This is a genomic window from Novosphingobium kunmingense, assembly GCF_002813245.1.
GTDB classification, from domain to species: domain Bacteria; phylum Pseudomonadota; class Alphaproteobacteria; order Sphingomonadales; family Sphingomonadaceae; genus Novosphingobium; species Novosphingobium kunmingense.
Genome location: NZ_PHUF01000002.1, coordinates 1,097,044 through 1,120,731, shown reverse-complemented (window position 1 = coordinate 1,120,731; position 23,688 = coordinate 1,097,044). Strand labels below are relative to the sequence as shown.

At 67.3% G+C, this 23,688-nt stretch carries 23 protein-coding genes and 1 tRNA gene; 16 read left to right on the top strand and 8 right to left on the bottom strand.

Annotation, left to right across the window (positions count from 1 at the left end):
• Positions 1-13 precede the first annotated feature (13 nt).
• A complete protein-coding gene (locus B0I00_RS05500; RefSeq protein ID WP_100866283.1) occupies positions 14-2,470 on the top strand; it encodes a TonB-dependent receptor in 2,457 nt (818 codons plus the stop codon).
• 72 nt (positions 2,471-2,542) lie between these two features.
• On the opposite strand, the gene B0I00_RS05495 is transcribed toward B0I00_RS05500, so the two are convergent.
• A complete protein-coding gene (locus tag B0I00_RS05495; protein ID WP_100866282.1) occupies positions 2,543-3,823 on the bottom strand; it encodes an MFS transporter in 1,281 nt (426 codons plus the stop codon).
• Between the two features lie 81 nt (positions 3,824-3,904).
• On the opposite strand from B0I00_RS05495, the gene B0I00_RS05490 reads away from it, so the two are divergent.
• From B0I00_RS05490 to B0I00_RS05475, 4 genes are all read left to right on the top strand, one after another.
• Entirely contained in the window at positions 3,905-5,023 is a 1,119-nt protein-coding gene (locus B0I00_RS05490; RefSeq protein ID WP_100866281.1) for a YeiH family protein, read from the top strand.
• Positions 5,024-5,109: 86 nt separating this feature from the next.
• A complete protein-coding gene (locus tag B0I00_RS05485; RefSeq protein WP_232730119.1) occupies positions 5,110-5,553 on the top strand; it encodes a MarR family winged helix-turn-helix transcriptional regulator in 444 nt (147 codons plus the stop codon).
• Positions 5,546-6,640 carry an HlyD family secretion protein gene (locus B0I00_RS05480; RefSeq protein WP_100866280.1) on the top strand — a complete coding sequence of 365 codons (1,095 nt, stop codon included), beginning with the start codon at positions 5,546-5,548 and terminating at the stop codon, positions 6,638-6,640. Before B0I00_RS05485 ends, B0I00_RS05480 begins: the two co-directional genes overlap by 8 nt.
• Positions 6,641-6,651: 11 nt before the next feature.
• Positions 6,652-8,244, top strand: a complete 1,593-nt coding sequence (locus tag B0I00_RS05475) for a DHA2 family efflux MFS transporter permease subunit (protein WP_100866279.1) — start codon at positions 6,652-6,654, stop codon at positions 8,242-8,244.
• A 9-nt stretch (positions 8,245-8,253) separates the two neighbouring features.
• Here the strand turns inward: B0I00_RS05475 and B0I00_RS05470 are convergent.
• Positions 8,254-8,328: transfer RNA gene (locus B0I00_RS05470), tRNA-Gln, on the bottom strand.
• Between the two features lie 49 nt (positions 8,329-8,377).
• Positions 8,378-9,220, bottom strand: coding sequence for a glutathione-dependent disulfide-bond oxidoreductase (gene yghU / locus B0I00_RS05465; RefSeq protein WP_100866278.1), 843 nt, complete (start codon positions 9,218-9,220; stop codon positions 8,378-8,380).
• A 108-nt stretch (positions 9,221-9,328) separates the two neighbouring features.
• On the opposite strand from yghU, the gene B0I00_RS05460 reads away from it, so the two are divergent.
• Positions 9,329-10,360: a DNA topoisomerase IB gene (locus tag B0I00_RS05460; RefSeq protein ID WP_100866277.1), complete on the top strand. Its 1,032-nt coding sequence runs from the start codon at positions 9,329-9,331 to the stop codon at positions 10,358-10,360.
• Here the strand turns inward: B0I00_RS05460 and B0I00_RS05455 are convergent.
• Positions 10,357-11,454, bottom strand: a complete 1,098-nt coding sequence (locus B0I00_RS05455) for a branched-chain amino acid aminotransferase (RefSeq protein ID WP_100866276.1) — start codon at positions 11,452-11,454, stop codon at positions 10,357-10,359. The genes B0I00_RS05460 and B0I00_RS05455 overlap by 4 nt on opposite strands.
• Positions 11,455-11,977: 523 nt before the next feature.
• Positions 11,978-12,499: a hypothetical protein gene (locus B0I00_RS05450; protein WP_100866275.1), complete on the bottom strand. Its 522-nt coding sequence runs from the start codon at positions 12,497-12,499 to the stop codon at positions 11,978-11,980.
• Between the two features lie 57 nt (positions 12,500-12,556).
• On the opposite strand from B0I00_RS05450, the gene B0I00_RS05445 reads away from it, so the two are divergent.
• The 7 genes from B0I00_RS05445 to B0I00_RS05415 all read left to right on the top strand — a co-directional run bounded on the left by B0I00_RS05445 (position 12,557) and on the right by B0I00_RS05415 (position 17,408).
• Positions 12,557-13,327, top strand: coding sequence for a TlyA family RNA methyltransferase (locus B0I00_RS05445; RefSeq protein ID WP_232730118.1), 771 nt, complete (start codon positions 12,557-12,559; stop codon positions 13,325-13,327).
• Positions 13,328-13,384: 57 nt separating this feature from the next.
• The gene (locus B0I00_RS05440; RefSeq protein ID WP_100866273.1) at positions 13,385-13,936 is read left to right on the top strand and encodes a TspO/MBR family protein; all 552 of its coding nucleotides are present in this window, start codon (positions 13,385-13,387) and stop codon (positions 13,934-13,936) included.
• Positions 13,937-13,962: 26 nt separating this feature from the next.
• Positions 13,963-14,217: an accessory factor UbiK family protein gene (locus tag B0I00_RS05435; RefSeq protein ID WP_100866272.1), complete on the top strand. Its 255-nt coding sequence runs from the start codon at positions 13,963-13,965 to the stop codon at positions 14,215-14,217.
• 63 nt (positions 14,218-14,280) lie between these two features.
• On the top strand, positions 14,281-14,580 hold the full coding sequence (locus tag B0I00_RS05430; RefSeq protein ID WP_100866271.1) for a hypothetical protein: 300 nt from the start codon (positions 14,281-14,283) through the stop codon (positions 14,578-14,580).
• Between the two features lie 48 nt (positions 14,581-14,628).
• The gene (recO, locus tag B0I00_RS05425) at positions 14,629-15,231 is read left to right on the top strand and encodes a DNA repair protein RecO (RefSeq protein ID WP_100866270.1); all 603 of its coding nucleotides are present in this window, start codon (positions 14,629-14,631) and stop codon (positions 15,229-15,231) included.
• A gap of 7 nt (positions 15,232-15,238) precedes the next feature.
• Complete coding sequence (gene leuB / locus B0I00_RS05420; protein WP_100866269.1) at positions 15,239-16,282, top strand: 3-isopropylmalate dehydrogenase; 1,044 nt, start codon at positions 15,239-15,241, stop codon at positions 16,280-16,282.
• A 1-nt stretch (position 16,283) separates the two neighbouring features.
• Entirely contained in the window at positions 16,284-17,408 is a 1,125-nt protein-coding gene (locus B0I00_RS05415; protein ID WP_198519139.1) for a glycosyltransferase, read from the top strand.
• On the opposite strand, the gene B0I00_RS05410 is transcribed toward B0I00_RS05415, so the two are convergent.
• Positions 17,405-17,962, bottom strand: a complete 558-nt coding sequence (locus B0I00_RS05410; RefSeq protein WP_100866267.1) for a hypothetical protein — start codon at positions 17,960-17,962, stop codon at positions 17,405-17,407. The two genes, B0I00_RS05415 and B0I00_RS05410, sit on opposite strands and share 4 nt — an antisense overlap.
• Positions 17,963-18,057: 95 nt before the next feature.
• Between B0I00_RS05410 and B0I00_RS05405 the strand changes: the two genes are divergently transcribed.
• Positions 18,058-18,516, top strand: coding sequence for a hypothetical protein (locus tag B0I00_RS05405; RefSeq protein ID WP_100866266.1), 459 nt, complete (start codon positions 18,058-18,060; stop codon positions 18,514-18,516).
• Here the strand turns inward: B0I00_RS05405 and B0I00_RS05400 are convergent.
• Together B0I00_RS05400 and B0I00_RS05395 are read right to left on the bottom strand one after the other, a co-directional pair.
• On the bottom strand, positions 18,513-19,601 hold the full coding sequence (locus B0I00_RS05400) for an NADH:flavin oxidoreductase (protein ID WP_100866265.1): 1,089 nt from the start codon (positions 19,599-19,601) through the stop codon (positions 18,513-18,515). The two genes, B0I00_RS05405 and B0I00_RS05400, sit on opposite strands and share 4 nt — an antisense overlap.
• Positions 19,602-19,648: 47 nt before the next feature.
• On the bottom strand, positions 19,649-20,926 hold the full coding sequence (locus B0I00_RS05395; RefSeq protein ID WP_100866264.1) for a phospholipid carrier-dependent glycosyltransferase: 1,278 nt from the start codon (positions 20,924-20,926) through the stop codon (positions 19,649-19,651).
• A gap of 82 nt (positions 20,927-21,008) precedes the next feature.
• Here B0I00_RS05395 and B0I00_RS05390 point away from each other — a divergent pair, with 82 nt between their 5' ends.
• Together B0I00_RS05390 and B0I00_RS05385 are read left to right on the top strand one after the other, a co-directional pair.
• Positions 21,009-22,214, top strand: coding sequence for a trans-sulfuration enzyme family protein (locus B0I00_RS05390; protein WP_100866263.1), 1,206 nt, complete (start codon positions 21,009-21,011; stop codon positions 22,212-22,214).
• Between the two features lie 62 nt (positions 22,215-22,276).
• The gene (locus tag B0I00_RS05385) at positions 22,277-23,635 is read left to right on the top strand and encodes a sensor histidine kinase (RefSeq protein WP_100866262.1); all 1,359 of its coding nucleotides are present in this window, start codon (positions 22,277-22,279) and stop codon (positions 23,633-23,635) included.
• Positions 23,636-23,688: the final 53 nt, after the last annotated feature.

The following is a 23,688-nucleotide window of genomic DNA, read 5'->3' as shown; positions in this document are numbered from 1 at the left end:
GAGGATTTCTGAAATGAAGCACCTGTTTCGCTTGTCGTCGGCCTTGCCGCTGATCGCCTTCCTGTCCGCGCCCGCGCTGGCGCAGGATGCCGCGCCAGCCGGCGAGGCCGCGGTCGAGGCCGAAGCCCCTCCGGGCGAAATCGTCGTCACCGCGCAGAAGCGGACCGAACGCCTGCAGGACGTGCCGCTGGCGGTCTCCGTGCTGAGCGGCGACGCGGTGAGCAACGCCTCGCGCTCGAGCCTCGAAGGCGCGACGCAGCTGGTCCCGTCGCTCAACTTCGTCAAGGCCGGCACCTCGCTCAACCAGACGCTGTTCCTGCGCGGCCTCGGCACGACTTCGTTCTCGATCGCGGTCGAACCGTCGGTCTCGACCGTGCTTGACGGCGTGGTGTTGAGCCGCGCGGCCGAAGCCTTCAGCGACCTCGCCGATATCGCCCGCATGGAAGTGCTGCGCGGACCGCAGGGCACGCTGTTCGGCAAGAACGCCAGCGCCGGCGTGATCAACATCGTCTCGAAGATGCCCGGCCGCGACTTCGGGGCCGAGGTCGAGGGCGGCCTGTTCTTCGACAACGGCACCGAATACCGCGTGCGCGGTTCGGTCGACTTGCCGCTGTCGGACAGCCTGCGCACCCGCACCACGGCCTTCTACGACAAGTACGACGGCAACATCTTCAACGTGGCGCCGGGCGTGAACCGCCGGGTCAACGGCTTCGAACACTGGGGCGTGCGTTCGATCGTGCAGGGCGACATCAGCGATGCCGTGCGGGTGACGCTGATCGGCGACTATCACAAGAACGACGACGATTGCTGCGCCGACGTGATCGGCGGCCCGCCGCTCTTCGGCGCGACCAGCACGACGCCGGGCGCGGTCAACACCGCCAGTCTCAACCTGATCCAGACGGTGCTTCCGACGCTCGCCGGCGATCGCACCCGTGCGGTCAACCAGAACCTCGTCACCCGCACGATCGAGACGGGCTACGGCTTCTCGGGACAGTTCGACGCCGAACTGGGCGGCCAGACCGTGACCTCGATCACCGCCTATCGCAACTTTGCCAACAACGAGATCCGCGACGGCGACTTCTACCCGCAGCCCTACATCGGGGTGCCGCAGTCGCACGACACCGGCCCGCAGACCGGGTGGACCTTCAGCCAGGAACTGCGCCTGACCTCGCCGGGGAACCAGTTCTTCGACTATGTGCTGGGGGCGTACTATTCGTACACCTACACCAAGCGCGTGTTCCAGCGCGACAACACCTTCTGCAGCCTGGCGACCGGCGCAGTGGCGCCGGCAGGCGTACTGACCCCGTGCACCAGCACGCTGGCCGGACCGACAGGCACTGCCTTCGGCCGCGCGACCTATGACAACGCGCAGAAGAACCTCGCGCTGTTCGCGCAGACCACCTTCAACATCACCGATGCGTTCCGCCTGCTGGCGGGGCTGCGCTACACGATGGACCAGCTCGACGTGTCCTTCGTGCGCGTCACCAGCGCGGGCAACGGCGCGTCGCAGCCGCCGTTTGATGCCGGTGTCTATGCCCGTTACCGCGCCTTGATCGCGGCGGGCGTCGCGCCGACCACGGCGCAGACCCAGGCCGCCGCCTTCACCAACGGCGTGCCGCTGACGGAGAAGACCACCGCCGACAACCTGTCGGGCAAGGTCGGCGCCCAGTTCGACTTCAGCCGCGACGTGACCGGTTATGCAACCTATACCCGCGGCTACAAGGGGCCGGCGTTCAACCTGTTCTTCAACCTTCAGCCGACCGGGCTGAAGGCGCTGGAACCGGAAACCTCGGACGCCTACGAAGTCGGTCTCAAGAACACCCTTCTGGGCGGCACGCTGACGCTGAACCTCGCGGGATTCTATGCCAAGTACTACAACTTCCAGGCCAACAACCCCGACACGCTGATCGTCGGCGGGCAGACGACGACCATCGCCCGCTTCACCAACGCCGGCACGGTCTCGACCCGCGGCGTCGAGCTGGACATGGCCTGGCGTCCGACGGCCGATTTCTCGCTGACCGGCGGCGCGGCCTATACCGACGCGCAGATCGACCACTTCAATCCGCCGCCGGTGCGCACGCCCAACGATATCGTCGCCGATGGAACGACCTTGCCCTTCGCGCCGAAGTTCAAGGGCAGCCTGGCCGCCGACTACCGCCTGCGCACCGGCGGCGCGGTGGACATCGGGATCAATGTGCAGGGCTCCTATCAGTCGGAGCAAAGCCTGTTCCTGACCCCCGATCCGGTCATCGCCAAGGCGACCACGATCGACGGCTATGGCATCGTCAACGCCTCGATCTCGCTGATCGAGCCGGACGACCGGTTCAAGATCAGCGCGGTGGTGCGCAACCTGTTCGACACGTCCTACATCTCGGCGGTCAGCACCAGCGGGCCTTCGGGGGCCTACCGCTACCAGATCCCGCGCGATGCGGATCGCTATTTCGGAGTGACGGCCAAGGCCGAATTCTAAAGTCCGCAGGGTCGCAAGGAAAAAGGCCGCGGGGAGCGATCCCCGCGGCCTTTTCGTGTGCCCGCGAAAGGTTCAGCCCGGCTGGTCGCCGTCCTCGGCCACGATGCGCGGAACCAGCAGGTGGATCCAGCCCAGCGCCGCCAGATAGGCGAAGGCCGCGACCCAGAACAGCGGGGCGTAGCCGATCCCGTTGGTCAGCAGCCGGCCCGTCGCTTCCTGGATGCCGAAGCCGGCGACATTGCCGGCAACCGCGCCCAGTGCCATCACCGTCGCCACGCGGCGGGCGGGGATCGCGTCGGCGGCAAAGCCGAAGATGTTGGTCGAAAAGCCCTGGTGCGCGAACAGCCCGAGGCCGATCAGCGCCGCCGCCGTCCAGGCGCTGTCGACGGTCAGGGCGAGCGGAATCGGCAGGATGACCAACGCGTAGAGCAGCATACTGGTCTTGCGCGCGGCGTTGACCGAACGCCCGTCGAGCAGGACCCCGAACAGCTTGCCCGACGTGAGCGCGCCCAGCGCTGCCAGGCTGAAGGCCAGCGCCGTCGGGCCGACCAGCTCGGACTGGCTGAGGTGGAAGACCTTGTTGAACAGGTCGGGCAGCCAGAAGGTGAAGAACCACCAGAACATGTCGGTGATCGCCTTGGCCCCCATGATCGCCCAGGTCTTGCGGTCGGCCAGCGCCTCGCCATAGGACGAACGGGCAGGGCCTTCGCCGGGGGCCTCCGCGCGGGGCAGGGCGCGCAGGCGGCGCGTGCCGGCGATCCAGAAGGCCAGCCAGACGAAGCCGAGCAGACCGGTGACGATGAAGGCGGCCTTCCACCCGAACACCACCGCAAAGGGAACCACGGTCAGCGGAGCGAGGATGTTGCCGAGATTGGGAGCGGTGTTGACGATGCCCACTGCCATCGAACGCTGCTTGATCGGCAGGTACTGCGCCGCCGCCTTGACCGCCGCCGGGGTGTTGACCGCTTCGACCGCCACCAAAGCCACCCGCGCCGCGACGAACTGGCCGACCGTGGCGGCAAAGGCGTGGGCGATTCCGGCAAGCGACCACAGTCCGACTGCCGTTCCATAGGCCAGCCGCACGCCGAAACGGTCGATCAACCAGCCGACGAACAGCAAGGCGCCGGCCGCGGCAAGCTGGCTGGCCGAGGCAAAGTGGGCGAATTCCGCATCGCCCCAGCCGTATTCGGCCGAGATCGTCGGCTTCAATAGCGACAGCACCTGGCGGTCCACGTAATTGATGATCGTTCCGAAGAACAGCAGCGCGATCAACCACTTGCGGCTCCTGGCGAGGATGCGCTCGGCCTCGCTCGGCGCCAACCTGGCAGAGGGGTTCGCGGGGGCGTCGGTCATGCTATGGGCTCTCCCTTGGCGCCGCTCGGGGGCGCTTGCGGCTTGCATCTTAGCCGCTCGTGGGGCTAAGGAAAGCGCAATATGACACCGCCGGACAGAACCAGGCCGCAATCGTCGCCAAACTGGGATGCGCTGCCCAATGGCGGCGACCTGTTCGGCGAGATCTACCTCGCCGAACGGCTCGAGGCGGAAGAAGGGCCGTCAGCCGCGCGGCTTTGGCGACGCTATGCGCCCGGGCTGATCGTGGTCGGGGTCGCGGCAGGCACGGCGGCCTGGCTTGCGGAACACTATGGCTTTCCGATCATTCTGCTCGGCCTGCTGATCGGCCTTGCGCTCAATTTCGTGGCGCGCGAACCGGCGACCCATGCCGGGCTGGACCTTGCCTCGCGCACGTGCCTGCGCTGGGGCATCGTCGCGCTGGGCTTCCAGGTCACGGTGGCCCAGGTCGTGGCGTTGGGGCCCTGGCCCTTTGCCGCCCTGCTGGCGATCATGGCGACCGCGTTCTTTGCCGGCCTTGGCGGGGCTGCGCTGTCGGGGCAGTCGCGCTTTGCCGGGATCCTCGCGGGCGGGGCGACCGCGATCTGCGGCGCGTCGGCGGCGCTGGCGCTCTATGGCATCATCGGCCGCGACCGGCTGAGCCAGGCCCAATTCGCGCTGACCCTGGTCGGGGTCAGCCTGGCGAGCGCGCTGGCCATGTCGCTCTACCCCGCGATCGCCGGGGAAATGGGGCTCAGCGACCAGCAGGCCGGGTTCCTGATCGGCGCCTCGATCCACGACGTCGCCCAGGCGATCGGCGGCGGGTTCACCTATTCCGATGCCGCCGGAGCCGAGGCGACGATCATCAAGCTGTCGCGCGTGGCGCTGCTCGGACCGGTGATGATCCTGGTGGCACTGTGGATCGGCAATTCGGCGCTCGACGGGCGACAGCCGATCTGGCGCCGCATCGCGCTGCCGTGGTTCATCCTCGGCTTCATCGCGCTGGTCGCGGTCAACAGCCTGGGCGTGGTGCCGGATGCCGCGCGGCAGGCGATGATGACCGCATCAAAGGCGTTGTTGCTGTTCGCGGTCATCGCCACGGCGATGCGATCGGACACGGGCCTTATCATGCGGCTCGGCTGGCGCGCCGCAACGCCCGTGGTCGCCGCCACGCTGGCAAGCTTCCTGGCAGCGGTTGCCGCGATCTATCTCGGCGCAGCCTGACGCCGAGGCGCCTATCCGTTCCGGATCGCAATTTTGCGATCATGCTGTCCTTGACTAATATAAGCATAGTTATATATGTCGGGCTTATGGAAAACGTGGCTTCGATCATGGCCGATATCTCGCGCCTCATGCGCCGGGCGTTCGATGCGCGGGCGCGCACCATCGGTGTGACCCGCCCGCAGTGGCAGGTGCTGACCGTGCTCAAGCGGAATGAGGGCGTGAACCAGGGCGGCCTTGCCGACCTGCTCGACGTCGAGCCGATCACCGTGTGCCGCATGGTCGACCGCCTGCAGGACGCCGGCCTGGTCGAGCGCCGGGCCGATGCGGCGGACCGCCGCTCGTGGCGGCTGCATCTGACCCCCAAGGCGAGCGCGCTGCTCGATGACTTGCGCCCGATGGGCGAAGGCCTGATCGAGGAAGCGCTCGAGGGGATCGCGCCTGCCGATCGCGAACGCTTCCTGGCGCTGTTGCTGACGGTTCGGCAGAATCTGTCGCGCCCCGCCACGCAGGGGGCCATTGTCCATGGCTGACCGCGACCCCGCCATCGTCAAGGCCGACTCCACCCCGGTCGCCTCCCCGGTCGCCGAAGAGCTCGCCGCCCCGCCTGCCAAGGCACCGGGCAAGCTGCGCCGCGTTGCCGTGATGGGCCTCGTGCCCTTGCTGATCATCGGCGGGGCAGTGACCTACTGGTACACGCTGCAAGGCAAGGTGAGCACCGACAACGCCTACGTCCAGCAGGACAAGGTGTCGGTCAGCGCCGAAGTGGGCGGCAAGATCGCCTCGGTCGGCGTGCGCGAAGACCAGAATGTCAAGGTCGGCGACGTGCTGTTCACAGTCGATCCCTCGACCTACCAGATCCAGCTCGCCCAGGCCGACGCGGCCATCGCGACGGCCCAGGCCAGCGCGACCGCGCTTGCCAATTCCTCCGACCTGTCAGGCGCTGATGCCTCGGCCGCGCGCGAGGACATCGGCTTTGCCCAGGCCAATCTGGCCCGCCAGCAGGCCTTGTGGAACCGCGGGTTCACCACCAAGGCCGCCTATGAAGCGGCGCAGCACCAGGTTGCCCAGGCACGCGAACAGCTGCGCCTTGCCGAAGCCCGGCAGGTCGAGGCCCGCGCCAAGCTGGCGACCGGCAGCCAGGTCCCCGGCGTGCTGCCGGCGATTGCGGCCGCCCAGGCCCAGCGCCGTGCCGCCGAACTGGCGCTGACCCGCACGGTGGTGCGCGCGCCCATGGCCGGGCGGGTGTCGCAGGCCGACCGGCTCCAGATCGGCCAGGAAATCGTCAGCGGCCTGCCGGTGGTGACCATCGTCAAGAACACCGTGAGCTACGTCGAGGCCAATTTCAAGGAAACCGACCTTGCCGACATGCGCGTCGGACAGCCGGCGACGATCGAACTCGATGCCTATCCGGGCGTGAAGCTGAAGGGCCATGTCTCGTCGATCGGGGCGGGCACGGGCAGCGAGTTCTCGGTGCTCCCGGCGCAGAACGCCACCGGCAACTGGGTCAAGGTGACGCAGCGCGTTCCGGTGCGCATCGCCATCGACGAGGCCAGTCCGCGGCCCCTGCTGGCCGGCCTCTCCAGCCACGTCACCGTCGACACCGACGGCAAGCGCTGAGCGCCGCCGCCATGGCCAGCGCGGCAGCACGAGGGCGCCCGGCAGCCGGCGCGGCATCGGTCGAGGCCGGCGACGTTGCCGCTTTGCCGGTCGCCAACCCGGGGCTGGTCGTGTTCGGGATCATGACGGCCTCGCTGCTGCAGATCCTCGACACGACGATCGCCAACGTCGCCATTCCCGACATGCGCGCCGCGCTGGGCGCGACGCCCGACCAGATCAGCTGGGTCCTGACCAGCTACATCGTGGCGAGCGCGGTGGCCATGCCGGCGACCGGCTGGCTGTCCGACCGGATCGGATCGCGGCGCCTGTTCGTTCTTTCGACTGCCGGCTTCGTCATCGCCTCGATGCTGTGCGGCATGGCGCAGAACATCACGCAGATGGTGCTGTTCCGCACCTTGCAGGGGATCAGCGGGGCCTTCATCTCGCCGCTCAGCCAGGCGGCCATGCTCGACACCAACCCGCCTTCCCGCCAGCCGCAAATGATGGCGATCTGGGGCATGGGGCTGATGGCCGGACCGATCCTCGGCCCGATCCTCGGCGGCTACCTGACCGAGAACTGGAACTGGCGCTGGGTGTTCTACGTCAACGTGCCGCTGGGCATCATCGCGCTGGCGATCCTGATCGCGCAGCTGCCCTCGCGGCCGATCACGATCAAGCGGTTCGACTTCTTCGGCTATGGCATGATCACCCTTGCGATCGCGTCGCTGCAGCTGATGCTCGATCGCGGCAACCACGTCGACTGGTTCGAATCCTACGAGGTCTGGACCTATGCCATCGTCATGGCCTGTGCGGTGTGGATGGGCGGCGTCCACTTCGTTACCCGGCGCGGCGAAACGTTGTTCAGCCCGCTGCTGTTCGCCAACCGGTCCTTCGTCGTGGCGTTCCTGTTCATGTTCGTGATGGGCGTGGTGATGTTCTCGTCGATGGCGTTGCTGCCGACTATGCTGCAGCAGCTGCTCGGCTATTCGGTCATAGGCACCGGCTGGGCGCTGATGCCGCGCGGGGTGGGGACACTGGTCAGCATGTGGGTGTCGGGCCAGATGATCCGGCGGGGCGTCGATGCACGGTTCGTCGTAATCGCGGGTTTCCTTCTGACCGCGCTGTCATTCTACGAGATGTCGGGCTGGTCGCTCGCGGTCGACACGTGGCCGATCTACGTTTGCGGCGTGATCCAGGGGCTGGGCATCGGACTGCTGTTCATCCCGCTCAACAACTCCGCTTTTGCCACGCTGCCGCCGCATCTGCGGACCGAAGGGTCGAGCCTTCTGAACCTGTCGCGCTCGCTCGGCGCCTCGGTCGGCATCGCGGTGACCACCGCTCTGCTCGCCCGCAACCTGCAGATCAGCCACTCGGATCTTGCCAGCCACGTCACCGCCTCGATGACCGCGCTGATCGACTTCTCGACCGTCGACCGGTTCCAGTCTCTGGGGACGGCCGCGCTGTCGATGGTCGATGCCGAGATCAACCGGCAGGCGGCAATGATCGCCTATATCGACAACTATTACCTGCTGATGTGGATGAGCCTGGTGGCCATTCCGATGGCCTTCCTGCTGCGTCGCCCGTCGCCGCTGGCCGGGCCGGTCAAGGCCGATATTCCGCACTGAAGGCGGTGCTGGCTGGGGCGGCAGGATTCGAACCTGCGAATGCCGGTACCAAAAACCGGTGCCTTACCACTTGGCGACGCCCCAGCACGAAGGCGCGCTCTTAGCAGAGCGCGGCCATCGGGCAAGGGGGCAGTTACGCGGTTTCCAGACTGTCGAAATCGGCGGCGCTGTGGCGTTCGCGCAGCCCCGTGGCGACGTTGACCTTCTGTCCGCGCTTGACCGCCGGGCGCGCACCGATCTCCTCGACCCAGCGGCCGACGTTGGTGTATTCGTGCATCGACAGGAATTCGCCCGCGTCGTTGTAGGCAAGGCCCCGGTAAAGCAGGCCGAACCAGGCATAGACCGCCATGTCCGCGATCGTATAGTCGTCGCCCGCCAGGAAGCGGCTTTCCGCCAGGCGGTTGTCGGCCACGCTGAACAGGCGCTTGGTTTCCATCGAATAGCGGTCGATCGCATATTCGATCTTGATCGGGGCATAGGCGTAGAAATGGCCGAAGCCGCCGCCGATCAGCGGCGCGCTGCCCATCTGCCACATCAGCCACGACAGGCATTCGGCGCGGCCCCGGGGATCGGTCGGGATGAAGGCGCCGAACTTTTCCGCCAGGTGCAGCAGGATCGCCCCGCTTTCGAAGACTCGGATCGGTTCGGGGCCCGAACGGTCGAGCAGGGCGGGGATCTTGGAGTTGGGATTGATCGCGACGAAGCCCGAGCCGAACTGATCGCCGTCGCGGATGTTGATCAGCCACGCGTCGTACTCGGCGCCGCTGTGCCCGGCGGCAAGCAGCTCCTCGAACAGGATGGTCACCTTCTGGCCGTTGGGCGTACCGAGCGAATAGAGCTGGAACGGATGCTCGCCGACGGGAAGCTCCCGCTCGGTTTGCGCGCCCGCGGTCGGCCGGTTGATCGAAGCGAAGGGGCCGCCGTTTTCCTTGTTCCAGGTCCAGACCTTGGGCGGGGTGTATTCGGCATCGGCCATCGGGCTCTCCGTCTTCGCGTGGTGAAATGCAACGGACCTTGAATGGGCACTTAGGGGAAGGAGCGCAAGACGCGGGAACGGGCCCGGGCGGCAAAGCGTTTCTTTGGCATGAGCAAGCCGCAGACCATCCGCGCCGGAAAGAGCCGGCTGATCTTCGTCGATGACAGCCTGCCGGGGATCACCCGGCGCAAGGCGGGGCGGGGCTGGGCCTATTTCGATGCGCAGGGCAAGCGCATTGCCGAGCGCGACGAGATCGACCGGCTGAACCGCATCGCCTTGCCGCCGGCGTACCGCGACGCCTGGTTCTGCCCGGCGGACAACGGCCATATCCTGGCGATCGGCTATGACGACAAGGGCCGCAAGCAGTACCGCTACCACCCCGATTTCCGCAGCCACCGGGAAGGCGAGAAGTTCGACGGCTGCGCCGCCTTCGGCCGCCTGCTGCCGCTGATCCGCCAGCGGGTCGAGGCGGACCTTGCCAGCCCCCGGCTGACGCGTGAGCGAGCCATTGCCTCGGTCGTCCGACTGCTCGACACCGGCGCGATCCGCGTCGGCAACGAAGCCTATGCGCAAAGCAACAAGAGCTTCGGGGCGACCACGCTGCGGATGCGCCACGCCAAGGCCAAGGGCAACGTGCTGACCCTGAGATTCCGGGCCAAGAGCGGCAAGGACTGCCAGATGACGGTGACCGACAAGGGCCTCGCCCGGTTCGTGAGGAAGATGCAGGACCTGCCCGGCCAGCACCTGTTCCAGTATGTCGACGACGAGGGCGAGCCGACGCCGGTGGGTTCGTCCGACGTCAACGATTACCTGCGCGAGACGTCGGGGGCGGATGTCACCGCCAAGAGTTTTCGCACCTGGCACGCCAGCGCACTGGGGCTCGAGATCCTCGTCGAAGCGCAGGGCAGGGTGCCCTTGAAGGATCTGCTCAAGGAGGTCAGCGAGAGGCTCGGCAACACGCCGGCGGTCGCGCGCCGGTCCTACGTCCACCCCGCGGTGATCGCCCTGGTCGAGCGGCAGGAGGCGTTCAGGGCCGCGCTCGACCTGCCGTGCAAGACACGCTGGCTGTCACGCCACGAACGGGCGCTGATCGACCTGCTGGACGAAGGTCCGAAGGCGGCCGACCTGCTCGTCGCCTAGAGCTTGACCACCCAGCCGTGCGGATCGGGCGCGCTGCCGCGCTGGATCTCGACCAGCCGGTCCTTGAGCTTGCCGGTCAGTTGCCCCGGTCCGCCGCTGCCGATGGTGAAGGTGCCGTTGCGGTCCGCCACGGTGCCGACCGCCGTCACCACCGCCGCCGTGCCGCAGGCGAAGGTTTCGATCAGCTTGCCGCTTTCCGCATCGGCCTTCCACGCATCGAGGCTGTAGGGCTCCTCGCTCACCGTCAGCCCTTCGTCGCGGGCGAGCGTGATCAGGCTGTCGCGCGTGATGCCAGGCAGGATGGTGCCGCCCAGCGGCGGGGTGATCAGCCGCCCGTCGTCGAAGGCGAAGAATAGGTTCATGCCGCCCAGTTCCTCGATCCAGCGGTGCTCGGCTGCGTCGAGGAACAGCACCTGGTCATGACCGCGGGCAAAGGCCTCGGCGGTCGGCACCAGGCTGGCCGCATAGTTGCCGCCGCACTTGGCCGCACCGGTGCCGCCGGGCGCGGCGCGGGTATAGTCCGACACCCAGATCGAGACCGCCGGAGCGCCGGACTTGAAGTAGTTGCCCGCCGGGCTGGCGATGACGATGAACTTGTATTGCTTGGCCGGGCGTACGCCGAGGAACGCCTCGGTCGCGATCATGAACGGGCGCAGGTAGAGCGAGCCGCCCTCCACCTCGGGGAACCAGTCCTTGTCGGCGGCGACCAGTTGCTTGATCGCCTCGACGAAGGTGTCTTCGGGCAAGGCCGGCATGGCCAGCCGTTCGGCCGACTGGTTGAACCGCCGCGCGTTGGCTTCGGGGCGGAACAGCGCCATCGAATCGTCGGCAAGGCGGTAGGCCTTGAGGCCCTCGAAAATCTCCTGCGCGTAGTGCAGCACCGCGGCGGCGGGATCGAGGCTGATCGCCTCGCGCGGGCCGATCGTGGCGTTGTGCCAGCCCTTGCCCTCTTCCCAGTCGATCACGACCATGTGGTCGGTGAAGATCTTGCCGAAGCCCGGATCGGCTACCACGGCCGCGCGGACATCGGCCGCCACCGGGGCGGGATGGGGCAGGCGGGTAAACTGGATGGCCGGTTCGGCGAGCGTCGCCATGGGTCGTCTTTCCTCTGTCTGGAAGCTGCGGTTTGGGCGCATTGAATGAAAATTACGTTTGTTGCAAGCGCAGGGCAACTTTAGAAAAGGGGCCTTGCGCCATCCGGCGATAGAGCGGATCGTCCGCAAATCCAAGCCAGGGCCATGCATTGACCCCAAATGAGAAGGGCGGCCCTGCCGAAACAGGTACCGCCCTTCGCATGGTCAGCGGCCGGAAAGTGCCGCTCACAAAGCCTTTATCGCTGGATCAGGTCAACGATAATGCTCCGTGACGCGGATTACCGACCTCCCTGCTGAACCATGAGACATCGGTCACCTCCTTTCGCGCTGTTGAAGCCAAGTTCGCACCCTGGAAGAGTGCTGGGTCGGTTTGGAAAATCCGCTCCGTCCTTGCACCAATGTGTGATCGATTCCGCGCTGCACAACAAGTCTTGCAAAGATTTTTTTTGCCGTCAGAATCCGTCACTTCGGGCCTGCTTCGGGGTTATCCCCAGACGGCTTTCGCGGCGCCCGCCACAAGCCTTCAGCGACAGTCCTCGATCACCCGGCTGAGCTCGGGCCAGCTCGGCAGGTAGAGCGTCGGCTGGCCGAAGGTCTGCACGGCGAAGCGCCCGCGCGAAAAGGCCAGGGCATCCAGAGCCGGGCTGCGCGCGGCAAGGCCCACCGCGATCCAGCCGGGCGCCGCGCGCGCAGGTTCGCTGATCAGCGGGTAACTGCCCGTCGTCGTGTCGATCTGGATCAGCGATGGCGCTTCCACCGTGCCGCTGCGCGCCAGGATGACAAGGCCGTTGGCGCGATCGCAGGCCAGCGTCGCGACCGGCGCTGCGCCAACCACGCCAAAGGTTGCCGTCGAGCGGCCGGCGCTGACCGTCCACAGCCAGGTGCCCGGCGTCTGGGCCGCGTCGCGCCACTCGGCCGGGGCAGCCGGCGCGGGGCGGGGCGCGGGCGCCGGGCGCGGGGCGGGGGCCGGCGGCGGCGGAGCGGGCGGCACCGCGCGCGGCGCGGCGCAGTTGCTCAGCGCAACCGCCGCAGGGATGAGGATCACAATGCGGGAAATTGAACGATTTGCCTTCACCCGGCTTCTATGGAAGGAGCCGCGACGATGAGCAAGGCACCGAAAATCCGCGTGGATCAGGCGCTGGTCGATCGTGGCCTCGCCGAAAGCCGCACCCGCGCACAGGCTCTGGTGCTGGCGGGAACGGTGTTTTCGGGCGAAACGAAGATCGCCAAGCCCGGGCAGCAGATCGCCGCCGAGGCGCCGCTCGAGGTGCGCGGGCGCGACCACCCGTGGGTTTCGCGCGGCGGGATCAAGCTCGCCCATGCGCTCGACGTCTTTGCGCTCGATCCTGCCAGGGCCACCGCGATGGACATCGGCAGTTCGACCGGCGGCTTCACCGACGTCCTGCTGACCAGGGGCGCGGCACGCGTCTTCGCGGTCGATAGCGGGACCAACCAGCTCGCCTGGAAATTGCGCCAGGACCCCCGCGTCACCGTGCTCGAACAGACCAGCGCGCGGGTGCTGACGCCGCAGCTGATCGACGCGCCCTGCACGTGGGTGGTCTGCGATGCGAGCTTCATCGGCCTCGCCAAGGTGCTCGACGTGCCGCTGAGGCTCGCGGCGCCGCAGTGCCAGCTCGTCGCGCTGATCAAGCCGCAGTTCGAGGTCGGCCGCGCCGAGGTGGGCAAGGGCGGGGTGGTGCGCGATCCGGCGCTGCACACGCGCGTCTGCGCCGAGGTCCGCGCCTGGATCGAAGGGCTGGGCTTCGCGGTCCAGGGGATCGCGGAAAGCCCGATCAAGGGCCCGGAAGGCAACGTCGAGTTTCTCATCGCGGCACAGCGCGGCGCGCCGGCCATGGTTAGCGGGATTGCCTGACCCTGTTCACCCCGCCAATATCGGCGCCTATCGCCTTCGCGAATCGAGGATTTGCCGATGACTGAGCTTGCCTCCCGCGCCCAGCTGCGGGCGTCGTTCCTGCGCTGGGCCGTGGCGCTTGTCCCGGTCGTCGTCCTGCTCGGCCTGCTGTCCGGCCGGATCGCCAACAGCGGTCCGGGCAACGCCTGGTTCGACGCGCTGGCCAAGCCCTCGCTCTATCCGCCGCCGGCGCTTTTCGGGATCGTCTGGACGGTACTCTACATTCTGATGGGGCTGGCTCTGGCCATGGTGGTCACCTCGCGCGGGGCGCCGGGGCGCGGCCTCGCGATCGCCGCCTTCGTCGTGCAGCTTCTGCTCAACCTGGCGTGGTCGCCGGTGTTCTTCGGCATGGGCCGCCTGGTCGAGGCGCTGTATCTGCTGGTCGCGATCGACTTCGCCGTGCTCGTCACCCTGGTGCTGTTCTGGCGGGTGCGTCCGATCGCGGGCGTGCTGCTGCTGCCCTATCTTGGATGGGTGCTGTTCGCGACGGCGCTCAACTGGCAGTTCGTCGAGGCCAATCCCGGCGCCTCCAAGGGCGAGGCGTCGACCGTCACCGTTGACTTGCAATAGCGGGCGGCACGCGCCATCTAGCCGCCATGCAGAGCGAGAACCCCCTGTTCGCCGATTTGGCCAAAATGCTCAACAGCGCGGCCGGGACCATGGCCGGCATGGGCCGCGAGGCGCGCGACGCGGCGCGCGAACGGCTGAAGGAATCGCTGGGCGGGCTCGACTTCGTTGCCCGCGACGAGTTCGACGCGGTCAAGGACATGGCCGCCAAGGCCCGCGAGGAGAACGAGGCGCTGAAGGCCCGGCTCGACGCGCTTGAAGCGAAACTCGCCGCAAAGCCCTGACAAATATCGGGAACGCCCGCGCGCTCCGGTTGTTGGATAGCCGACAAACCGGAGACCTGCGACGTGTTCACACAGCTTAACCCCACCATTCCCGTCCACGTCCTGGGCAAGGGCGATGGCTATGCGATCGGCATGATCGACTATGGCCAGGAGCACAACCTGATCTGGGTCACCGCAATCGACGAGACGGGCGAGCTGTGGTGTGCGCCCAACCACAAGGTCCGCCTGGGCAAGAACTGGACCATGGGCCGCGGCGAAAACCCCCTCGTCGCCAAGGCCAAGGCCGACAAGTACGCCGCCCAGAACGCCGGACCGGTGGATGCGCACATCGTGCCCGATCCGGTCGCCTCGGGACACTGCTGAACCGCCAGTCCCTTGCGCCGGAGCGCACCCGCCTGCAAAAGCGGATGAATGGAGCTTCGCACCCCGGCGATTGTCTGCGCGGTCCGCCAGCATGGTGAAACCGCCGCCATCGTCAGACTTCTGACCGAGCCCCAGGGCATGGTTGCCGCCTATGTGGCCGGCGCGCGGGGTCGGGTGCTGCGTCCGGTGCTGCTCCCCGGCAACCTTGTCCAAGCCGACATCCGCTCGCGATCGGACGTGCAGCTTGCCTTCGCCCGGCTCGAGCTCCTCGAAAGCCGGGGCGCCTGGCTGACCGAGCCGCTGCCCGCCGCCGCGCTTGCCTGGGTGACCGCGCTTGCCGCCGCGACCCTGCCCGAGCGCCAAGCCTATCCCTCGCTGTTCCAGGCCTTGTCGGCGCTGGCCGTCGCGATTTGCCAGGCACCCAGCGCAAGGGGCTGGCTGCCGGGACTGATCGCCTTCGAGACGCTGCTGCTGCGCGAGCTGGGCTACGGCGGCTCGGCTCCGCCACCACCTGCCGCCGACTGGACCGAGACTCTGGCCCAGGTCGATCGGCTTGGCCAGCACCTGGAACGCTATCTGCTTGCCGATCGCCGCGCAGATGTTATGGGCGCGCGCGCCCTGCTGCGCGAGCGGCTGGGCAGGATGGGATAGACCACGAATGAAGATTGCGGTTCTCGCCGGCGACGGCATCGGCCCCGAAGTGACCCGCGAGGCAGTGCGCGTGCTCGAAGCGCTGCGCCTGCCCGGCCTGGTGCTGCTGGAAGGCGATGTCGGCGGGGTCGCGACCAAGCGTCACGGCACGCCGCTGCCCGTCGAAACACTCGACCTGGCGCGCGCCGCCGATGCGATCCTGTTCGGCGCGGTGGGCGATCCCGACTGCGACCATCTCGACCGGCACCTGCGCCCCGAACAGGCGATCCTGGGGCTGCGCAAGGAACTGGGGCTGTTCGCCAACCTGCGACCGGCGAAGCTGTTTGCCGGGCTGGAAGATGCCTCCGCGCTGCGGCCCGAGGTGGCCAGCGCGATCGATCTGCTGATCGTGCGCGAACTCAACGGTGACGTCTATTTCGGCGAAAAGGGCATCAGGACCCTGGTCAACGGCGAACGTCAGGGCTGGGATCTGATGGCCTATTCCGAAAGCGAGGTGCGCCGCATCGCCCACGTCGCCTTCAAGGCCGCCAGGGGCCGCCGCGGCAAGCTGTGCTCGGTCGACAAGGCCAACGTGCTCGAAACCAGCCAGGTCTGGCGCGACACCGTGATCGAAGTGGCCAGGGATTACCCCGAGATCGAACTGAGCCACATGTACGTCGACAACGCGGCGATGCAGCTGGTGCGCAACCCCGGCCAGTTCGACGTGGTCGTCACCGGCAACCTGTTCGGCGATATCCTGTCCGATCAGGCTTCCATGTGCGTGGGCTCGATCGGGCTGCTCGCTTCGGCCAGTCTCGGCGATGGGACCAGCGGGCTTTACGAGCCGATTCACGGCTCGGCCCCCGACATCGCCGGCAAGGGGCTGGCCAACCCGATGGCCACGATCCTCTCGGCCGCCATGCTGCTGCGCCATTCGCTCGGCCTCGAGGCCGAGGCCGCGCGGATCGAGGCGGCGGTCGCCAAGGCCCTTGCCGACGGCGTGCGCGGGGGCGATCTTGGCGGAACCATGGGCACCGCCGCAATCGGCGATGCCGTGCTGGAGCGACTGTAACATGACCCTGCGCCTCGGCGTCGTCCTTCCCACCTACAACGAGCGCGGCAACCTGCGCTCCATGGTCGATCGCCTCGACAAGGCGCTGGCCGGGATCGGCTGGGAAGTCATCGTGGTCGATGACAACAGCCCCGATGGCACCGCCGACGAGGCGCGCACCCTGGCGCAGGAAGACGCCCGCGTCCGCGTGATCCAGCGCATCGGCCGGCGCGGGCTGTCCTCCGCTGCGATCGAGGGGATGTGCGCCACCGCCGCGCCGGTCGTCGCGGTGATGGACGCCGATCACCAGCACGATCCCGACCTGTTGCCGCAGATGCTCGCCGCCGTCGAGAGCGGCGATTACGACCTGGCCTATGCCAGCCGCTTTGCCGAGGGCGCCAGCACCGAAGCCTGGGGCCGGCCCGACCGGGTCAAGGCGTCGAACCTGGCCAATCGCATCGCCAACAAGGTCACCGGGGTCGAACTGACCGATCCGATGAGCGGATATTTCATGCTGCCGACGCAGACCCTGCGCGCTGACGCGCACCGGCTGTCGGGGGTCGGCTTCAAGATCCTGCTCGATATCCTTGCAACGGTCGAGCGGCCCCTCAAGGTCAAGGAATTCCCCTTGAACTTCGCCGCCCGCGCCGAAGGGGAAAGCAAGCTTGACCGCACGGTGATCTTCGAATTCCTCGTCGGGCTCTACGACAAGTGGCTCGGCCGGTGGATCCCGACGCGCTTTGCGCTGTTCGGCACGATCGGCGGGCTGGGCGTGGTCGTTCACATGGCCGTGCTGGCCGTGGTCCTCAACCTGTTCGGCGCCGATTTCCTCGTCAGCCACTATCCCAAGGAGGTCGCCTTCATCGCCGGGCAGACCACGGCGGCGCTGGTGGCCATGACCTTCAACTTCGTGCTCAACAACGAGCTGACCTATGCCGACAAGCGGCTGCGCGGCTTTGGCCCGCTGATGACCGGCTGGGCGCGGTTCGCGCTGACCTGCGCCTTCGGTCTCCTTGCCAACATCGGCGCCGCAACCGCGCTGGTGCGGCTGGGCTTCCACGCCTATCCGGCGGCGCTGGTCGGGATCGTGCTGGGGTCCGTCTGGAACTTCGCGCTGTCGTCGAAGTTCGTCTGGGGCAAGTACTAGCGCGCGTCCGGGGCCGATCCACGGGCGACGGCTTCGAGCAAAACCTTGATCGCCCAGCGCGAGGCAGCGGCCATCGCCGGTGCGTCCATGCCCCACTGGTCGCGCATTTCGCGCCAGGCAAGCCCGCTCGAGAGCAGTTGCAGGACCGCTAGCGCCCGCGTCCGTTGCGGCTCGGCAAGGTCGCCAAGCGCATCGGCGTAGACATCGCGGAAGTAGGCGACGCGGTCGGCGGTCTTCTGGTTGCGGATCGCGCGGCCCTCGGCGCTGGCCATCGCGGCGATCATCGCGGCGGACTTGGCGTCGAACGCGCCGAACGTATCGTCGAGGCCCGGTCCGAGCAACCAGTCGAGATCGCCTTGCATGACCCCCACCGGTGAAAGCAGGGCCCAGACCGCGCGCCGGAGCGCGGCCTGGTCCTCGTACCGGCGATAGACCGTTCGGCGCGAGGTCTGCGCTTCGTGCGCGACGACGTCGTGAGTCAACGGAAGGCCCTTCGCGGTCACGGCAAGAAGCGCATCGCGAATGCGCTCGTCGGTGGATTTCTCTGCGGTCATAGGCGGTTGCTAGCTATTGGCACAAAAAGTGTCAAATTGTGATTGACACATTTTGTGCCAAAGCGCATTTTCCTGACCGAACCTGGAGAATCGCAATGTTGTTCCATCTCTCGATCGACAGCCAGAACCCCCGCCACGTTGCCGGGGTGATTGCCGAACTGTTCGGCAGCAACACCGTCGTTCCCTTCCCGCCGGTCGGAAACGGGGCCAGTTTCATGGCCCTGGCGGCCGATGACAGGAATACCGGCGTCGAGGTCTATCCCCGCGGCACACATCTGCGCCCCGGCGAGGATGGCGCCGAGGGTGAGGTCGTTCAGGGCGAAGGCACCTTGAGTTCGACCCACTTCGCCATGGCCACGCCGCTGGAAGAGGAGCAGGTCCTGGCCATTGCCGCGCGCGAAGGCTGGACCGCGCGGACGCTGAGCAGGGGCGGCCAGTTCGACGTGATCGAGGTCTGGCTCGAGAACGACCGGATGATCGAGGTGCTTACCGCACGGATGCAGGCCGACTACCTCAAGCTGGGCAGCATCGCGAAGGGACTGGCCAGCGCCTAGGCTTCGACCGGCTCCGCCACGAAGCCCGGCCAGGTCGACAGGTAGGCGACGAAGGCGTCGCCCAGTGCCTCGGCCTTGAGGTGTTCGCGGGTTACCGGATTGGCGATGCAGGCAAAGTCCGCATCGGCGATGGCGCGGCGCGGGAAGTCGTGGTGGAGGATCGCACCGCGTCCCACGAGGACGAAGTCCGCACCGGCGTCGAGACAATCCTGCGCCTTGGACGCCGACATGATCTTGCCCGCGACGCCGAGGCGGGTGTTGCCCCGTTCGAGCGCGGTGAAATGGCTGATCAGGGGCTGGCCCTTGTGGGCTTCCTCCTCGGGCTGCTTGAAACAGTCCCACAGCGACATGTCGAGGTAGTCGAGCTGCCCGCCCAGCATCATGTCCTGCGCAAAAGCCTTCGCCTCGTCGAGGACGATGTCGAAGCGTTCGGGCGACAGGCGCAGGCCGAGCTGGAAGTCGGCACGGGTGGCGCCGCGGATGCCCTCGATCACCTCGCGGATCAGGCGGGTGCGGTTCTCGAAGCTACCGCCGTAGCGGTCCTCGCGCAGGTTGTGCGCGGGATCGAGGAACTGGGCGAGGACATAGCCGTGCGCGCCATGGACCTCGACGCCGTCGAACCCGGCCGTTTCGGCGCGGACGGCGGCGGCGATGAAATCGTCGCGCAGGCGCTCGACCTCCTCGGTGGTGAGCGCGCGGGTGCCGGTCGCCTCGTCCGCAAACGGCCCGACCGGGGCCGTGCCGATCAGGTCGGCGGGCGAGCGCATCCCGGCGTGGTGCAACTGCACCGCCGACACCGCGCCGCGATCGCGCAGGAGGCCGGCCAGACGGGTGAGCCCGGGCAGGTGGTCGTCGGAAAAGATGCCGAGCTGCCCGGGAAAGCCCTGGCCCACCGCCTGGACATGGGCGGCAGCCGTCATCACCGTGGCAAAGCCGCCCTCGGCGCGCTTGACCAGCCAGCCGATCTCGTCGTCCGACAGGGTGCCGTCGGGATGGCTCTGCAGGTTGGTGAGCGGGGCCAGCATGAAGCGGTTGGCCATGGCGGGGCCACGGGTGAAGGTCAGCGTCTGGGCAAGGCTGGTCATGTTCGGCGATTCTCCCTGTTCGCCGCCCTTATGCTTTAACCGATCGGTTAACGCCAGCTTCTAAGCCACATCCATTGCGCGAAGCTGGGCTTGCCGCAGCACAGCTTCCCGGCCGAGATGATCGGGTAGAAGTAAAGGAACATGCCAGCGCTCACCGCCAGCGCCGCCGGGCCGAGCCAGCGCCAGCGATCCCGTCGTTGCCAGACCTCGTCGAGGGCCAGCGCCAGGCAGGCCATCAGGAACGTGCCCGGCAGCAGGTAGTGATAATAGAACTGCACCGGCTTGCTCGACAGCGCCCAGAACAGCAGGCTGACGAGATAGAGCGCGGCAAAGCCCAACGCATCCCGGCGCTTGCGGCGCAGGCCCGCCCACAGCGCCCAGGCGAGGGCCGGCAGGCCCGCCAGCATGGTGAAGGGATTGCCGATCAGCACGATCCCGCGCTGCGCACCGTCGATCGGCTGGTAAAGATACCAGACCGCGCGCCAGTTGCCGACCCACTGGTACCAGTAGCTGCGATAGGGGTGGGGTTTGACCACGCTGTCCTGCAGCTTGAGCATTGTCTGGTGCCAGCCGACCGGATCCCACGGATTGGCCGGGTTGACCGCCCAGTGGAACGCCGGCCAGTAGGTCAGCCAGTAGACCGCGAGCGGCACCAGGCCGAGCCAGACCCCGGCCTCGAGCAGCGAGATTCCCGGTACCGGCGCGGCGCGCGAGTAGGTCAGCAGGCGCGGGCCGTACCTTGCCCGCCAGATCAGGAAGACGAGGCCGGGCAGGACCAGCGCCGGGGCGATCGACCACTTGCTGCCCAGCGCCAGCCCGGCGAATAGCCCCCCCAGCGCCAGGCGTCCGCGCGCCTGATCGGGCAGGCGCACCGCCGCGACGAATTGCCACAACGCGATCATCCCGAAGCAGGCCATGAACATGTCGAGCATGGCGATCCGGCTCTGGATGAACCAGGCGAAATCGGTCGCCACCAGGACGGTCGCGATCAGGGTCGCCCGCGCCGATCCGCTGGCGAACCACACCAGCCGCGAAAAGGCGAAGAGGCCGAAGGCCCCGAACAGCGCCGAGGGGATGCGCCAGGCAATCGGCCGATCGCCCAGATGCTCGATCGCGAAAGCGATGATCGTCTTGCCCAGCATCGGGTGCTCGGCGTTTACGCGCAGCCCCTGCAGCATCTTGCGGGCGGCGACCACGTAGTGGATCTCGTCGAAATAGATCTTGGACGGGATCGCAAGGTGCCACCAGCACAGCGCGAGGAAGGCGCAGGCCAGCAGCGCGCACCACGCCCACGGATCCCGGTCGGTCGAAAAGCGCGCGGCCATAGCGGCGGCGACTTATCCGGCGCCCGGCTTCAGCGCAACGCCCTTGCGCCCACGCGGCACCGCACCTACAGCCCGCTTCGTCATGAAACGCAGTACCGGAAAAGACCGCTCGGTCACCCGCACCTGGCGTCCCGCCACGCAGGCGGTTCGCGCCGGCACCTGGCGCAGCGAGCAGGGCGAGACGAGCGAGGCGTTGTTCCTCACCTCGGGCTTCAGCTACGATAACGCCGAAACCGCCGAAGCGCGGTTCCGCGGCGAAGATCCCGGCATGACCTATTCGCGGCTGCAGAACCCGACCGTCGCCATGCTGGAAGAGCGCATCGCGGTGATGGACGGTGCCGAGGCCTGCCGCGTCCAGGCGACCGGCATGGCTGCCATGACCACGGCGCTGCTGTGCCAGCTTTCGGCCGGCGATCACGTGGTCGCAGCGCGCGCCGCCTTCGGATCGTGCCGCTGGCTGGTCGACCAGCTGCTGCCGCGCTTCGGGATCGCGACGACGACCATCGACGCGCGCGACAACGCCGCCTGGGAAGCGGCGATCCGCCCCAACACCAAGGTGTTCTTCTTCGAGACGCCGGCCAACCCGACGATGGACATCGTCGACCTGGCCTTCGTCTGCGGCCTTGCCAAGAGCCGCGGCATCACCACCGTGGTCGACAACGCCTTCTGCACTGCCGCGCTGCAACGCCCGATCGAATACGGCGCCGACGTTGTGGCCTATTCCGCGACCAAGCTGATGGACGGGCAGGGCCGGGTGCTGGCCGGCGCAGTCACCGGCAGCGAGGAGTTCATCAATTCCGTCCTGCTGCCGTTCCAGCGCAACACCGGGCCCAACCTGTCGCCGTTCAACGCCTGGGTGGTGCTGAAGGGTCTCGAGACGCTCGACCTCAGGGTCAAGCGGCAGAGCGAGAACGCGCTGGCGGTGGGCCGCTTTCTCGAAGGGCGGGTGCCCCGGATCAGCCACCCGGGCCTGCCCAGCCATCCGCAGCACAACCTGGCCATGCAGCAGATGGACGCCTGCGGATCGATCTTCAGCTTCGAGGTCGAAGACCGCGAACAGGCCTTTGCCGTGCTCAACGCGCTGACGCTGATCGACATTTCGAACAACATCGGCGATTCGCGCTCGCTGATGTGCCACAACGCCTCGACCACGCACTATTCGGTCAGCGCCGAGGCGCGCGCCGAGATGGGCGTCAGCGAAGGCATGCTGCGCATCAACGTCGGGCTGGAAGATCCGCAGGACGTGATCGACGATCTCGATCAGGCGCTGGCCGCGGCAGGGCTCTGACCGTTCGCATGCGAAGCGTTTGCATTTGCAAAGGCTCGGCAAACCAAGCACTGTAGGTCGGCATGGCCGCCCCGTCCGAACCGATCAACCTTTTCGAAGCGATCGTCAATTCATCTGACGCCGCGGTGATTTCCAAGTCGCTCGATAGCGTTGTGCTGAGTTGGAATCCCACGGCGGAGGCGCTGTTCGGCTGGACCCCGGAAGAGATCATCGGCCAGTCCGTGCGCCGCATCATTCCCGACGATCTTCAGCAGGAAGAGGACTTCATCCTCGACCGGATCCGCCACGGCGAAAGCGCCACGCGGCTCGAGACGGTGCGCATCCACAAGGACGGCACGCGCAAGAACGTGGCCATGCTGGTTTCGCCGATCCGCGACCGGTCGGGCACGATCATCGGCGCCAGCAGCATCATGCGCGATCTCACCGCCGAATTGCGCACGCGCGAGGCGCTGGACGATATCGAACAGCGTTTCAGCCTGATGGCCGACAACATCTCGCAGCTTGCCTGGATCACCGATCCGACCGGCTGGATCTTCTGGTACAACAAGCGCTGGTTCGACTACACCGGGACGAGCCTTGAAGAAATGCAGGGTTGGGGCTGGCAGGCGGTGCATCATCCCGACCATGTCGACCGGGTGACCCGCCATTTCAGCGAATGCATCAACCGCGGGGTGGAATGGGAAGATACCTTCCCCCTGCGCGGTGCCGACGGCGTCTATCGCTGGTTCCTGTCGCGCGCCGTCCCGCTGCGCGATGCCGAAGGCAAGATCCTCTACTGGTTCGGCAGCAACACCGACGTGACCGACCTGCGCGACGCGGAACGCCGCATCGAACTGTTGCTGATGGAGGTCAACCACCGTTCGAAGAACCTGCTGACCGTGGTCCAGTCGTTGGCCCGGCGGACCGCCGCGGCCAGCCCCGACACCTTCGTCGAACGGCTCGAACAGCGCATCGCCAGCCTCGCCGCCAACCAGGACGTGCTGGTCCAGCGCAACTGGTCGGCGGTGCCCTTGCGCGAACTGGTCGAGGCGCAGTTGTCCTACCTGGCCGAAACCAGCCGCCAGGTGGTGATGGACGGTCCTGATGTGGTCGTCCTGCCATCTGCCGCCGAAGCGGTCAGCATGGCGCTGCACGAACTGGCCACCAATGCCGAGAAGTACGGCGCGCTCTCGGTGCCCGGCGGCCGAGTCAATGTCAGCTGGGCGATCAGCGGCGAGCGTGACGATTCGCTGTTCACCCTGACCTGGGTCGAAAGTGGCGGTCCTCCGGCGCGTGCGCCCGGCCGGCGCGGCTTCGGGTCGCGCATCATCGAAGAGGTTCCGCGCGGCAAGCTGCGTGCCGAGGTTTCGATAGAATACCCGCCCGAAGGGTGCCGCTTCATGCTGCGTTGCCCGCCGCAGAACGTGCTCGCGCTGGCCTGAAGGGGCCTTCGCGCCGGACCGCGCACGGCGCCATTGTCGGATCGCCTCGTCGG